A 14,724-nucleotide genomic window follows, 5' to 3' on the forward strand; every position below is an offset into this window, starting at 1 on the left:
GGATTGGTCTTTAATTCGCGTGTCTCGTAGACTTGATTGGCGCTAGGTGGCGCGGAGCGTGTGCAATTGCTCCGGTTTGCGGTGGCTGTAGGCAGTATTCACAGTCTCTTCGGGCCGGTAGTTAGGGGCTCAAGTTGCGTGCATTCCTGTATTCGCCCAGTATCCCGGCACTTCGCAGTGGCTTCCATTGCCTGGTGTTCGTGGCTCATCGTATTCCGCCGCAGTAAGCCCGGTTCGCCGGTGTTGACGCGCGCGGACACGTGAGGCTGGATCCGGACGCCGCCTGCCGCACGGTGAAGCAGAACTCTGCCAGCCGTTTCATTCATTTTTTTAGAGGAGAGTCGTCATGGCAGCACACTGCCAGGTGACCGGAGCCGAGCCGGGCTTTGGACACAGCATTTCGCACTCGCACCGCCGCAACAAGCGCCGGTTCGACCCGAACATCCAGAAGAAGCGCTACTGGGTTCCGTCCCTGCGCCGTAATGTCACTCTGCAGGTCTCTGCAAAGGGCATCAAGACCATCGACGTACGCGGCATCGACGTTGTCGTCGCCGACATCCTGGCACGAGGAGTGAAGCTCTAGTGGCAAAGGACAAGGACGTACGTCCGATCATCAAGCTCAAGTCGACCGCGGGCACGGGTTACACCTACGTAACCCGTAAGAACCGTCGTAACGATCCGGACCGCTTGGTCCTGAAGAAGTACGACCCCAAGATCCGCCAGCACGTCGAATTCCGAGAGGAGCGCTAAACACATGGCTAAGAAGTCCAAGATTGCTCGCAACGAGCAGCGCAAGGTCATCGTTGAGCGTTACGCTGCAAAGCGCCTCGAGCTGAAGAAGACCCTGGTTGACCCGAACGCGACTGACGAAGCACGCGAAGCTGCACGCCTCGGCCTGCAGAAGCTGCCCCGCAACGCCTCCCCGATCCGTCTGCGTAACCGCGACATCATCGACGGCCGTCCGCGCGGTACCTTCCAGAAGTTCGGTATCTCCCGTGTTCGCTTCCGCGACATGGCTCACCGCGGAGAGCTCCCGGGCATCACCAAGTCTTCCTGGTAATCCAGCACCGCTGATTCCAGCTGCTTGAGGAGGGCCGGCAACCACATTGGTTGCCGGCCCTCCTTTGCGTTAAACACGCCTGCCTTGCTTTCATCGGCTTCTTTGTTGGCTCCCGGTTGACGGGGTGACGCACCGCATAGAGCGGAATTACGACGGCGGACGGCGCCTTTTCGGTGCCCGCGCCTCGTTCGCCGCGAATTATCGCGGTTTTAGTGCAGTGTCCGGCCGATTTGCGGTTGGGTTCGGGGCCGTGTAATGTTCTTCGAGTCGCCGCCGCTGAAGCGGAAAGATAGCGACCGACCCCCTTTCAAATGGCCTGGAAAATGGTGCGCTTAGCGGTGTGCTGTGGACGGGTTGGGGACCTTCCTGCAAGCGGAAATCCGCGGTAACGCTGATTTGCAAAGCTTCGCCGGGTCAGGTAAGTTTGAAAAGTTGCTCCGGAGCGATCCTGAATGTTTGGTTTGGGTGGTGCCGGGTGTGTCTGTTGTTTGAGAACTCAATAGTGTGCCAAGTTTGTTGATACCGATTTTTTTATGAATTGGTTGAATTGCCGGGCCATGTCACCCCCGTGGTGTGGTCTGGTGTTTTTGGCTGGTTTCAAATTTTGTGCAGCCTGGTTCCGCGTTATTTCCGTGGGGCCTGGTTGTGTCTGTTTGTTTTCAACGGAGAGTTTGATCCTGGCTCAGGATGAACGCTGGCGGCGTGCTTAACACATGCAAGTCGAACGATGATCCGGTGCTTGCGCCGGGGATTAGTGGCGAACGGGTGAGTAACACGTGAGTAACCTGCCCTTGACTCTGGGATAAGCCTGGGAAACTGGGTCTAATACCGGATATGACTCCTCATCGCATGGTGGGGGTGGAAAGCTTTTGTGGTTTTGGATGGACTCGCGGCCTATCAGCTTGTTGGTGAGGTAATGGCTCACCAAGGCGACGACGGGTAGCCGGCCTGAGAGGGTGACCGGCCACACTGGGACTGAGACACGGCCCAGACTCCTACGGGAGGCAGCAGTGGGGAATATTGCACAATGGGCGGAAGCCTGATGCAGCGACGCCGCGTGAGGGATGACGGCCTTCGGGTTGTAAACCTCTTTCAGTAGGGAAGAAGCGAAAGTGACGGTACCTGCAGAAGAAGCGCCGGCTAACTACGTGCCAGCAGCCGCGGTAATACGTAGGGCGCAAGCGTTATCCGGAATTATTGGGCGTAAAGAGCTCGTAGGCGGTTTGTCGCGTCTGCCGTGAAAGTCCGGGGCTCAACTCCGGATCTGCGGTGGGTACGGGCAGACTAGAGTGATGTAGGGGAGACTGGAATTCCTGGTGTAGCGGTGAAATGCGCAGATATCAGGAGGAACACCGATGGCGAAGGCAGGTCTCTGGGCATTAACTGACGCTGAGGAGCGAAAGCATGGGGAGCGAACAGGATTAGATACCCTGGTAGTCCATGCCGTAAACGTTGGGCACTAGGTGTGGGGGACATTCCACGTTTTCCGCGCCGTAGCTAACGCATTAAGTGCCCCGCCTGGGGAGTACGGCCGCAAGGCTAAAACTCAAAGGAATTGACGGGGGCCCGCACAAGCGGCGGAGCATGCGGATTAATTCGATGCAACGCGAAGAACCTTACCAAGGCTTGACATGGACCGGACCGCCGCAGAAATGTGGTTTCTCCTTTTGGGGCCGGTTCACAGGTGGTGCATGGTTGTCGTCAGCTCGTGTCGTGAGATGTTGGGTTAAGTCCCGCAACGAGCGCAACCCTCGTTCCATGTTGCCAGCACGTAGTGGTGGGGACTCATGGGAGACTGCCGGGGTCAACTCGGAGGAAGGTGGGGACGACGTCAAATCATCATGCCCCTTATGTCTTGGGCTTCACGCATGCTACAATGGCCGGTACAAAGGGTTGCGATACTGTGAGGTGGAGCTAATCCCAAAAAGCCGGTCTCAGTTCGGATTGGGGTCTGCAACTCGACCCCATGAAGTCGGAGTCGCTAGTAATCGCAGATCAGCAACGCTGCGGTGAATACGTTCCCGGGCCTTGTACACACCGCCCGTCAAGTCACGAAAGTTGGTAACACCCGAAGCCGGTGGCCTAACCCCTTGTGGGAGGGAGCCGTCGAAGGTGGGACTGGCGATTGGGACTAAGTCGTAACAAGGTAGCCGTACCGGAAGGTGCGGCTGGATCACCTCCTTTCTAAGGAGCACCTACAACACTGTTTCCTGGACGTATGTGCCGGGGGTGGGTGTTGTCAGGAGTAAAGGCCCGCAGCACAAACGGATGTTTTGTGGCGGGTGCTCATGGGTGGAATATCAACGGATAGCGGCTGCGTGGTTTTTGTCCTGGTTCAGTACGGTCGGGTTCCCTTTGGGGGGTCTGTCCTGGAACGGCGGGGGCGGGGGTTGCGTGGTTTAGTGTTTGGCACACTGTTGGGTCCTGAGGCAACAGGACCGGGGAGGGTAACTCTTTTCCGGGACGTTTGTTTCTGGTTTCCTGGCTGCACCGATCACACGGTTGTCTGCGCTGTTGGCGCGGGGTGTGTGGGGTGTGTGGTACGGGGTTGTTGTTTGAGAACTACATAGTGGACGCGAGCATCTTTTATAAGAAGCAATTTCCAAGATATTTGAACCTGGATCTGGCTGCGCTGGTGGTGCCCTTTGGGGTGTTGTTGGTGTGGTTGGTTTCTGTGGTTCTCTCGAGAAAATGTTTTTGATCTTTTGTGGTCAAGTTTTTAAGAGCACACGGTGGATGCCTTGGCATTAGGAGCCGAAGAAGGACGTAGGAATCTGCGATAAGCCTGGGGGAGTCGATAACCGGACTGTGATCCCAGGGTGTCCGAATGGGGAAACCCCGCCAGACGCGCGAGTGATCTGGTGACCCGCATCTGAACACATAGGGTGCGTGGAGGGAACGCGGGGAAGTGAAACATCTCAGTACCCGCAGGAAGAGAAAACAACAGTGATTCCGTTAGTAGTGGCGAGCGAACGCGGATCAGGCTAAACCGTTTCCATGTGTGATAGCCGGCGGGCGTTGCATGGGCGGGGTTGTGGGACTTGTTGTCCTGGTTCTGCCGGACCGGGGAGGTGTGAGTGCTGGTATAGGTGAACGGTCTTGAAAGGCCGGCCGTAGAGGGTGTGAGCCCCGTAACCGTAATGCTGTGCGCCGCCTTTGATGAGTATCCCAAGTAGCACGGGGCCCGAGAAATCCCGTGTGAATCTGTCAGGACCACCTGATAAGCCTAAATACTCCCTAATGACCGATAGCGGACCAGTACCGTGAGGGAAAGGTGAAAAGTACCCGGGAGGGGAGTGAAACAGTACCTGAAACCGTGTGCTTACAATCCGTCGGAGCAGCCTTGTAGTTGTGACGGCGTGCCTTTTGAAGAATGAGCCTGCGAGTTAGTGTTACGTCGCGAGGTTAACCCGTGTGGGGAAGCCGTAGCGAAAGCGAGTCTGAACAGGGCGTTGCAGTGGCGTGATCTAGACCCGAAGCGAAGTGATCTACCCATGGCCAGGTTGAAGCGACGGTAAGACGTCGTGGAGGACCGAACCCACTTCAGTTGAAAATGGAGGGGATGAGCTGTGGGTAGGGGTGAAAGGCCAATCAAACTTCGTGATAGCTGGTTCTCCCCGAAATGCATTTAGGTGCAGCGTTGCGTGTTTCTTTCCGGAGGTAGAGCTACTGGATGGCTAATGGGCCCTACAAGGTTACTGACGTCAGCCAAACTCCGAATGCCGGTAAGTGAGAGCGCAGCAGTGAGACTGTGGGGGATAAGCTTCATAGTCGAGAGGGAAACAGCCCAGACCACCAACTAAGGCCCCTAAGCGTGTGCTAAGTGGGAAAGGATGTGGAGTTGCGAAGACAACCAGGAGGTTGGCTTAGAAGCAGCCATCCTTAAAAGAGTGCGTAATAGCTCACTGGTCAAGTGATTCCGCGCCGACAATGTAGCGGGGCTCAAGTACACCGCCGAAGTTGTGGCATTCACATATTTTCCAAGCCTTTGTGGTTCAGGAGTGTGGATGGGTAGGGGAGCGTCGTGTGGGCGGTGAAGTCGCGGTGTAAACCAGCGGTGGAGCCTACACGAGTGAGAATGCAGGCATGAGTAGCGAAAGACGGGTGAGAAACCCGTCCGCCGGATGATCAAGGGTTCCAGGGTCAAGCTAATCTGCCCTGGGTAAGTCGGGACCTAAGGCGAGGCCGACAGGCGTAGTCGATGGACAACGGGTTGATATTCCCGTACCGGCGAAAAACCGCCCATGTTGAACAGGGGATACTAACCGCCCGAAACCTGCCCGACGCCCCTTGTGGGTGAAGGGTTTTGGTGGAGCGCGGGACCTGATCCTGGGAGGCAAGCGTATTAACAGGTGTGACGCAGGAAGGTAGCCGAGCCGGGCGATGGTTGTCCCGGTCCAAGGATGTAGGGCGAACGGTAGGCAAATCCGCTGTTCATGTGCCTGAGATCTGACGGGACTCCCGTAAAGGGGGGATTCGGTGATCCTGATGCTGCCTAGAAAAGCATCGGCGCGAGGTTTTAGCCGCCCGTACCCCAAACCGACACAGGTGATCAGGTAGAGAATACTAAGGCGATCGAGAGAATTATGGTTAAGGAACTCGGCAAAATGCCCCCGTAACTTCGGGAGAAGGGGGGCCCCAACCTTGAACACCACTTGCTGGTGGGAGGGGATCGGGGCCGCAGAGACCAGGGGAAGCGACTGTTTACTAAAAACACAGGTCCGTGCGAAGTCGCAAGACGATGTATACGGACTGACTCCTGCCCGGTGCTGGAAGGTTAAGAGGACCGGTTAGCCTCACGGCGAAGCTGAGAATTTAAGCCCCAGTAAACGGCGGTGGTAACTATAACCATCCTAAGGTAGCGAAATTCCTTGTCGGGTAAGTTCCGACCTGCACGAATGGAGTAACGACTTCCCCGCTGTCTCAACCATAAACTCGGCGAAATTGCAGTACGAGTAAAGATGCTCGTTACGCGCAGCAGGACGGAAAGACCCCGAGACCTTTACTATAGTTTGGTATTGGTGTTCGGAGTGGCTTGTGTAGGATAGGTGGGAGACGTTGAAGCCCGGACGCCAGTTCGGGTGGAGTCATCGTTGAAATACCACTCTGGTCACTTTGGACATCTAACTTCGGCCCGTAATCCGGGTCAGGGACAGTGCCTGATGGGTAGTTTAACTGGGGCGGTTGCCTCCTAAAAAGTAACGGAGGCGCCCAAAGGTTCCCTCAGCCTGGTTGGCAATCAGGTGTCGAGTGTAAGTGCACAAGGGAGCTTGACTGTGAGAGAGACATCTCGAGCAGGGACGAAAGTCGGGACTAGTGATCCGGCGGTACATTGTGGAATGGCCGTCGCTCAACGGATAAAAGGTACCTCGGGGATAACAGGCTGATCTTGCCCAAGAGTCCATATCGACGGCATGGTTTGGCACCTCGATGTCGGCTCGTCGCATCCTGGGGCTGGAGTAGGTCCCAAGGGTTGGGCTGTTCGCCCATTAAAGCGGTACGCGAGCTGGGTTTAGAACGTCGTGAGACAGTTCGGTCCCTATCCGCTGCGCGCGCAGGAAATTTGAGAAGGGCTGTCCTTAGTACGAGAGGACCGGGACGGACGAACCTCTGGTGTGTCAGTTGTACTGCCAAGTGCACCGCTGATTAGCTACGTTCGGATGGGATAACCGCTGAAAGCATCTAAGCGGGAAGCTCGCTTCGAGATGAGATTTCCATACACCTTGTGTGTGAGAGGCCCCCAGCCAGACCACTGGGTTGATAGGCCGGATGTGGAAGCGAGGACTAACGACTCGTGAAGCTGACCGGTACTAATAGGCCAACAACTTACACCACACAAGAATCAATGCATGCTTGCGTCCACTATGTGGTTCCCAACCAACAAACCCGCCCACGGGTTTCACGGGAACCAAGATAACTGAATACAACACCACAGTTGTAACACCACAGATTTCCCACACCAGGGCCCATCGCCCCACGGTGCCGGGAGCAAGGGTTACGGCGGTCATAGCGTGGGGGAAACGCCCGGTCCCATTCCGAACCCGGAAGCTAAGACCCACAGCGCCGATGGTACTGCACCCGGGAGGGTGTGGGAGAGTAGGTCACCGCCGGACAACCATTAGAGAAAAAACGGTCGAGAGCCCCAACCACACGGTCGGGGCTCTCCCGCATTTAAACCCTCCTTCACCGGCCTCGGGCCCCGACATCCGCGTCGGGGCCCGAGCCCGTTTAAGGGCCGTGCCCGCCGGACGTTTCCGGCTCGGGCAGGTAACTGCCCGCCGGGGCGCCACTTCCGGCCGCGGCGCGAATAAGCGGCTGTGGCGCCAGCAACCGGCCGTGCCGGCAGCTGGGCCGGTGGTACCGCGGATCCCGTTCTGCAGATCCTTCGTCCCCCATGTCCTGCGCCGCACTCCAGGCCGGGCCGGGTGGCGGCGGCTGTTCCTGCCCGTGACCCCAGGTGTTTTGGTCCCGCGCCGGTCCCGGGTGTTTCGGTGAGGAACTTCACCACAGCAGCTTCCCGGACGTATCGCGCCTGTGGTTTGTGGGTGTGGTTTGTGGAGGCTGGGTTTTGCGGGGACATGGTGCCGGCCGCCGGCATCGGGCCGGCAGCCGGGAGGTGCGGTTGCACCGGGGGACTCCCGGTGCGTGGGGGCGGACAGGGGCCGGTCCGCGCGGGCCGGCCCGACTGTGACGCGGTCCATAAAACTGATCCGGGCCCTGGGCGGCGCCGTTGACCGCCGTGTACGTCCCAAAAACCCCGGCAATTCAAGGGCTACGCCGCGCGTTCTGCGCGTTTTTGGCCGGGTTGCGGTAGGGGCGGGGTGGGTGTAATGTTTTCCAAGTCGCCGCGAGGGAGACAGCGAAGAGCTGGTAACCGCGGGCGGCCAAACCCCCAAAATCAAGACCAAAATCCAGCGACTCTTTCGGTCGCTTGAGCGTGGTGGGGCTGGTTTTCCTGCCGATGAGAATCCTGAAACACGGATTTGCGTCGGGAAGGGAAACCGGGTAACTTTGAAAAGTTGCTCCGGAGCGATCCTGAATGTTTGGTTTGGGTGGTGCCGGGTGTGTCTGTTGTTTGAGAACTCAATAGTGTGCCAAAGTTTGTTGATACCGATTTTTTATGAATTGGTTGAATTGCCGGGCCATGTCACCCCCGTGGTGTGGTCTGGTGTTTTTGGCTGGTTTCAAATTTTGTGCAGCCTGGTTCCGCGTTATTTCCGTGGGGCCTGGTTGTGTCTGTTTGTTTTCAACGGAGAGTTTGATCCTGGCTCAGGATGAACGCTGGCGGCGTGCTTAACACATGCAAGTCGAACGATGATCCGGTGCTTGCGCCGGGGATTAGTGGCGAACGGGTGAGTAACACGTGAGTAACCTGCCCTTGACTCTGGGATAAGCCTGGGAAACTGGGTCTAATACCGGATATGACTCCTCATCGCATGGTGGGGGTGGAAAGCTTTTGTGGTTTTGGATGGACTCGCGGCCTATCAGCTTGTTGGTGAGGTAATGGCTCACCAAGGCGACGACGGGTAGCCGGCCTGAGAGGGTGACCGGCCACACTGGGACTGAGACACGGCCCAGACTCCTACGGGAGGCAGCAGTGGGGAATATTGCACAATGGGCGGAAGCCTGATGCAGCGACGCCGCGTGAGGGATGACGGCCTTCGGGTTGTAAACCTCTTTCAGTAGGGAAGAAGCGAAAGTGACGGTACCTGCAGAAGAAGCGCCGGCTAACTACGTGCCAGCAGCCGCGGTAATACGTAGGGCGCAAGCGTTATCCGGAATTATTGGGCGTAAAGAGCTCGTAGGCGGTTTGTCGCGTCTGCCGTGAAAGTCCGGGGCTCAACTCCGGATCTGCGGTGGGTACGGGCAGACTAGAGTGATGTAGGGGAGACTGGAATTCCTGGTGTAGCGGTGAAATGCGCAGATATCAGGAGGAACACCGATGGCGAAGGCAGGTCTCTGGGCATTAACTGACGCTGAGGAGCGAAAGCATGGGGAGCGAACAGGATTAGATACCCTGGTAGTCCATGCCGTAAACGTTGGGCACTAGGTGTGGGGGACATTCCACGTTTTCCGCGCCGTAGCTAACGCATTAAGTGCCCCGCCTGGGGAGTACGGCCGCAAGGCTAAAACTCAAAGGAATTGACGGGGGCCCGCACAAGCGGCGGAGCATGCGGATTAATTCGATGCAACGCGAAGAACCTTACCAAGGCTTGACATGGACCGGACCGCCGCAGAAATGTGGTTTCTCCTTTCGGGGCCGGTTCACAGGTGGTGCATGGTTGTCGTCAGCTCGTGTCGTGAGATGTTGGGTTAAGTCCCGCAACGAGCGCAACCCTCGTTCCATGTTGCCAGCACGTAGTGGTGGGGACTCATGGGAGACTGCCGGGGTCAACTCGGAGGAAGGTGGGGACGACGTCAAATCATCATGCCCCTTATGTCTTGGGCTTCACGCATGCTACAATGGCCGGTACAAAGGGTTGCGATACTGTGAGGTGGAGCTAATCCCAAAAAGCCGGTCTCAGTTCGGATTGGGGTCTGCAACTCGACCCCATGAAGTCGGAGTCGCTAGTAATCGCAGATCAGCAACGCTGCGGTGAATACGTTCCCGGGCCTTGTACACACCGCCCGTCAAGTCACGAAAGTTGGTAACACCCGAAGCCGGTGGCCTAACCCCTTGTGGGAGGGAGCCGTCGAAGGTGGGACTGGCGATTGGGACTAAGTCGTAACAAGGTAGCCGTACCGGAAGGTGCGGCTGGATCACCTCCTTTCTAAGGAGCACCTACAACACTGTTTCCTGGACGTATGTGCCGGGGGTGGGTGTTGTCAGGAGTAAAGGCCCGCAGCACAAACGGATGTTTTGTGGCGGGTGCTCATGGGTGGAATATCAACGGATAGCGGCTGCGTGGTTTTTGTCCTGGTTCAGTACGGTCGGGTTCCCTTTGGGGGGTCTGTCCTGGAACGGCGGGGGCGGGGGTTGCGTGGTTTAGTGTTTGGCACACTGTTGGGTCCTGAGGCAACAGGACCGGGGAGGGTAACTCTTTTCCGGGACGTTTGTTTCTGGTTTCCTGGCTGCACCGATCACACGGTTGTCTGCGCTGTTGGCGCGGGGTGTGTGGGGTGTGTGGTACGGGGTTGTTGTTTGAGAACTACATAGTGGACGCGAGCATCTTTTATAAGAAGCAATTTCCAAGATATTTGAACCTGGATCTGGCTGCGCTGGTGGTGCCCTTTGGGGTGTTGTTGGTGTGGTTGGTTTCTGTGGTTCTCTCGAGAAAATGTTTTTGATCTTTTGTGGTCAAGTTTTAAGAGCACACGGTGGATGCCTTGGCATTAGGAGCCGAAGAAGGACGTAGGAATCTGCGATAAGCCTGGGGGAGTCGATAACCGGACTGTGATCCCAGGGTGTCCGAATGGGGAAACCCCGCCAGACGCGCGAGTGATCTGGTGACCCGCATCTGAACACATAGGGTGCGTGGAGGGAACGCGGGGAAGTGAAACATCTCAGTACCCGCAGGAAGAGAAAACAACAGTGATTCCGTTAGTAGTGGCGAGCGAACGCGGATCAGGCTAAACCGTTTCCATGTGTGATAGCCGGCGGGCGTTGCATGGGCGGGGTTGTGGGACTTGTTGTCCTGGTTCTGCCGGACCGGGGAGGTGTGAGTGCTGGTATAGGTGAACGGTCTTGAAAGGCCGGCCGTAGAGGGTGTGAGCCCCGTAACCGTAATGCTGTGCGCCGCCTTTGATGAGTATCCCAAGTAGCACGGGGCCCGAGAAATCCCGTGTGAATCTGTCAGGACCACCTGATAAGCCTAAATACTCCCTAATGACCGATAGCGGACCAGTACCGTGAGGGAAAGGTGAAAAGTACCCCGGGAGGGGAGTGAAACAGTACCTGAAACCGTGTGCTTACAATCCGTCGGAGCAGCCTTGTAGTTGTGACGGCGTGCCTTTTGAAGAATGAGCCTGCGAGTTAGTGTTACGTCGCGAGGTTAACCCGTGTGGGGAAGCCGTAGCGAAAGCGAGTCTGAACAGGGCGTTGCAGTGGCGTGATCTAGACCCGAAGCGAAGTGATCTACCCATGGCCAGGTTGAAGCGACGGTAAGACGTCGTGGAGGACCGAACCCACTTCAGTTGAAAATGGAGGGGATGAGCTGTGGGTAGGGGTGAAAGGCCAATCAAACTTCGTGATAGCTGGTTCTCCCCGAAATGCATTTAGGTGCAGCGTTGCGTGTTTCTTTCCGGAGGTAGAGCTACTGGATGGCTAATGGGCCTACAAGGTTACTGACGTCAGCCAAACTCCGAATGCCGGTAAGTGAGAGCGCAGCAGTGAGACTGTGGGGGATAAGCTTCATAGTCGAGAGGGAAACAGCCCAGACCACCAACTAAGGCCCCTAAGCGTGTGCTAAGTGGGAAAGGATGTGGAGTTGCGAAGACAACCAGGAGGTTGGCTTAGAAGCAGCCATCCTTAAAAGAGTGCGTAATAGCTCACTGGTCAAGTGATTCCGCGCCGACAATGTAGCGGGGCTCAAGTACACCGCCGAAGTTGTGGCATTCACATATTTTCCAAGCCTTTGTGGTTCAGGAGTGTGGATGGGTAGGGGAGCGTCGTGTGGGCGGTGAAGTCGCGGTGTAAACCAGCGGTGGAGCCTACACGAGTGAGAATGCAGGCATGAGTAGCGAAAGACGGGTGAGAAACCCGTCCGCCGGATGATCAAGGGTTCCAGGGTCAAGCTAATCTGCCCTGGGTAAGTCGGGACCTAAGGCGAGGCCGACAGGCGTAGTCGATGGACAACGGGTTGATATTCCCGTACCGGCGAAAAACCGCCCATGTTGAACAGGGGATACTAACCGCCCGAAACCTGCCCGACGCCCCTTGTGGGTGAAGGGTTTTGGTGGAGCGCGGGACCTGATCCTGGGAGGCAAGCGTATTAACAGGTGTGACGCAGGAAGGTAGCCGAGCCGGGCGATGGTTGTCCCGGTCCAAGGATGTAGGGCGAACGGTAGGCAAATCCGCTGTTCATGTGCCTGAGATCTGACGGGACTCCCGTAAAGGGGGGATTCGGTGATCCTATGCTGCCTAGAAAAGCATCGGCGCGAGGTTTTAGCCGCCCGTACCCCAAACCGACACAGGTGATCAGGTAGAGAATACTAAGGCGATCGAGAGAATTATGGTTAAGGAACTCGGCAAAATGCCCCCGTAACTTCGGGAGAAGGGGGGCCCCAACCTTGAACACCACTTGCTGGTGGGAGGGGATCGGGGCCGCAGAGACCAGGGGAAGCGACTGTTTACTAAAAACACAGGTCCGTGCGAAGTCGCAAGACGATGTATACGGACTGACTCCTGCCCGGTGCTGGAAGGTTAACAGGACCGGTTAGCCTCACGGCGAAGCTGAGAATTTCAAGCCCCAGTAAACGGCGGTGGTAACTATAACCATCCTAAGGTAGCGAAATTCCTTGTCGGGTAAGTTCCGACCTGCACGAATGGAGTAACGACTTCCCCGCTGTCTCAACCATAAACTCGGCGAAATTGCAGTACGAGTAAAGATGCTCGTTACGCGCAGCAGGACGGAAAGACCCGAGACCTTTACTATAGTTTGGTATTGGTGTTCGGAGTGGCTTGTGTAGGATAGGTGGGAGACGTTGAAGCCCGGACGCCAGTTCGGGTGGAGTCATCGTTGAAATACCACTCTGGTCACTTTGGACATCTAACTTCGGCCCGTAATCCGGGTCAGGGACAGTGCCTGATGGGTAGTTTAACTGGGGCGGTTGCCTCCTAAAAAGTAACGGAGGCGCCCAAAGGTTCCCTCAGCCTGGTTGGCAATCAGGTGTCGAGTGTAAGTGCACAAGGGAGCTTGACTGTGAGAGAGACATCTCGAGCAGGGACGAAAGTCGGGACTAGTGATCCGGCGGTACATTGTGGAATGGCCGTCGCTCAACGGATAAAAGGTACCTCGGGGATAACAGGCTGATCTTGCCCAAGAGTCCATATCGACGGCATGGTTTGGCACCTCGATGTCGGCTCGTCGCATCCTGGGGCTGGAGTAGGTCCCAAGGGTTGGGCTGTTCGCCCATTAAAGCGGTACGCGAGCTGGGTTTAGAACGTCGTGAGACAGTTCGGTCCCTATCCGCTGCGCGCGCAGGAAATTTGAGAAGGGCTGTCCTTAGTACGAGAGGACCGGGACGGACGAACCTCTGGTGTGTCAGTTGTACTGCCAAGTGCACCGCTGATTAGCTACGTTCGGATGGGATAACCGCTGAAAGCATCTAAGCGGGAAGCTCGCTTCGAGATGAGATTTCCATACACCTTGTGTGTGAGAGGCCCCCAGCCAGACCACTGGGTTGATAGGCCGGATGTGGAAGCGAGGACTAACGACTCGTGAAGCTGACCGGTACTAATAGGCCAACAACTTACACCACACAAGAATCAATGCATGCTTGCGTCCACTATGTGGTTCCCAACCAACAAACCCGCCCACGGGTTTCACGGGAACCAAGATAACTGAATACAACACCACAGTTGTAACACCACAGATTTCCCACACCAGGGCCCATCGCCCCACGGTGCCGGGAGCAAGGGTTACGGCGGTCATAGCGTGGGGGAAACGCCCGGTCCCATTCCGAACCCGGAAGCTAAGACCCACAGCGCCGATGGTACTGCACCCGGGAGGGTGTGGGAGAGTAGGTCACCGCCGGACAACCATTAGAGAAAAAACGGTCGAGAGCCCCAACCACACGGTCGGGGCTCTCCCGCATTTAAACCCTCCTTCACCGGCCTCGGGCCCCGACATCCGCGTCGGGGCCCGAGCCCGTTTAAGGGCCGTGCCCGCCGGACGTTTCCGGCTCGGGCAGGTAACTGCCCGCCGGGGCGCCACTTCCGGCCGCGGCGCGAATAAGCGGCTGTGGCGCCAGCAACCGGCCGTGCCGGCAGCTGGGCCGGTGGTACCGCGGATCCCGTTCTGCAGATCCTTCGTCCCCCATGTCCTGCGCCGCACTCCAGGCCGGGCCGGGTGGCGGCGGCTGTTCCTGCCCGTGACCCCAGGTGTTTTGGTCCCGCGCCGGTCCCGGGTGTTTCGGTGAGGAACTTCACCACAGCAGCTTCCCGGACGTATCGCGCCTGTGGTTTGTGGGTGTGGTTTGTGGAGGCTGGGTTTTGCGGGGACATGGTGCCGGCCGCCGGCATCGGGCCGGCAGCCGGGAGGTGCGGTTGCACCGGGGGACTCCCGGTGCGTGGGGGCGGACAGGGGCCGGTCCGCGCGGGCCGGCCCGACTGTGACGCGGTCCATAAAACTGATCCGGGCCCTGGGCGGCGCCGTTGACCGCCGTGTACGTCCCAAAAACCCCGGCAATTCAAGGGCTACGCCGCGCGTTCTGCGCGTTTTTGGCCGGGTTGCGGTAGGGGCGGGGTGGGTGTAATGTTTTCCAAGTCGCCGCGAGGGAGACAGCGAAGAGCTGGTAACCGCGGGCGGCCAAACCCCCAAAATCAAGACCAAAATCCAGCGACTCTTTCGGTCGCTTGAGCGTGGTGGGGCTGGTTTTCCTGCCGATGAGAATCCTGAAACACGGATTTGCGTCGGGAAGGGAAACCGGGTAACTTTGAAAAGTTGCTCCGGAGCGATCCTGAATGTTTGGTTTGGGTGGTGCCGGGTGTGTCTGTTGTTTGA

The 14,724-nt window shown here is 57.4% G+C and carries 3 protein-coding genes and 6 rRNA genes; all 9 read left to right on the top strand.

The window, feature by feature from the left end; genetic code table 11:
- Positions 1-346: 346 nt before the first annotated feature.
- The 9 genes from rpmB (at position 347) to rrf (R5O87_RS15150) (ending at position 13,758) form a co-directional block, all read left to right on the top strand.
- Positions 347-583, top strand: a complete 237-nt coding sequence (rpmB, locus tag R5O87_RS15110) for a 50S ribosomal protein L28 (RefSeq protein ID WP_003798559.1) — start codon at positions 347-349, stop codon at positions 581-583.
- Positions 583-750 carry a 50S ribosomal protein L33 gene (gene rpmG, locus R5O87_RS15115; RefSeq protein ID WP_003798558.1) on the top strand — a complete coding sequence of 56 codons (168 nt, stop codon included), beginning with the start codon at positions 583-585 and terminating at the stop codon, positions 748-750. The genes rpmB and rpmG overlap by 1 nt, the downstream gene beginning before the upstream one ends.
- A gap of 4 nt (positions 751-754) precedes the next feature.
- Positions 755-1,060, top strand: a complete 306-nt coding sequence (gene rpsN / locus R5O87_RS15120) for a 30S ribosomal protein S14 (RefSeq protein WP_003798555.1) — start codon at positions 755-757, stop codon at positions 1,058-1,060.
- Between the two features lie 659 nt (positions 1,061-1,719).
- Positions 1,720-3,244: ribosomal RNA gene (locus R5O87_RS15125) — 16S ribosomal RNA — on the top strand.
- Positions 3,245-3,769: 525 nt separating this feature from the next.
- Positions 3,770-6,895 (top strand): 23S ribosomal RNA (locus R5O87_RS15130).
- A gap of 161 nt (positions 6,896-7,056) precedes the next feature.
- A 5S ribosomal RNA gene (gene rrf / locus R5O87_RS15135) occupies positions 7,057-7,173 on the top strand.
- Between the two features lie 1,133 nt (positions 7,174-8,306).
- Positions 8,307-9,831 (top strand): 16S ribosomal RNA (locus R5O87_RS15140).
- Positions 9,832-10,355: 524 nt separating this feature from the next.
- Positions 10,356-13,481: ribosomal RNA gene (locus tag R5O87_RS15145) — 23S ribosomal RNA — on the top strand.
- A 160-nt stretch (positions 13,482-13,641) separates the two neighbouring features.
- Positions 13,642-13,758: ribosomal RNA gene (gene rrf / locus R5O87_RS15150) — 5S ribosomal RNA — on the top strand.
- Together the 16S, 23S and 5S rRNA genes form the textbook arrangement of a ribosomal RNA operon.
- Positions 13,759-14,724 lie beyond the last annotated feature (966 nt).

Origin of the sequence: Arthrobacter globiformis (genome assembly GCF_046536215.2) — a bacterium.
GTDB classification, from domain to species: Bacteria; Actinomycetota; Actinomycetes; order Actinomycetales; family Micrococcaceae; genus Arthrobacter; species Arthrobacter globiformis_E.

What these genes read in the sequence shown, in the direction of transcription:
- rpmB (WP_003798559.1), top strand. Translation starts at nt 347, where the DNA reads ATGGCAGCACACTGCCAGGTGACCGGAGCCGAGCCGGGCTTTGGACAC.
- rpsN (WP_003798555.1), top strand. Translation starts at nt 755, where the DNA reads ATGGCTAAGAAGTCCAAGATTGCTCGCAACGAGCAGCGCAAGGTCATC.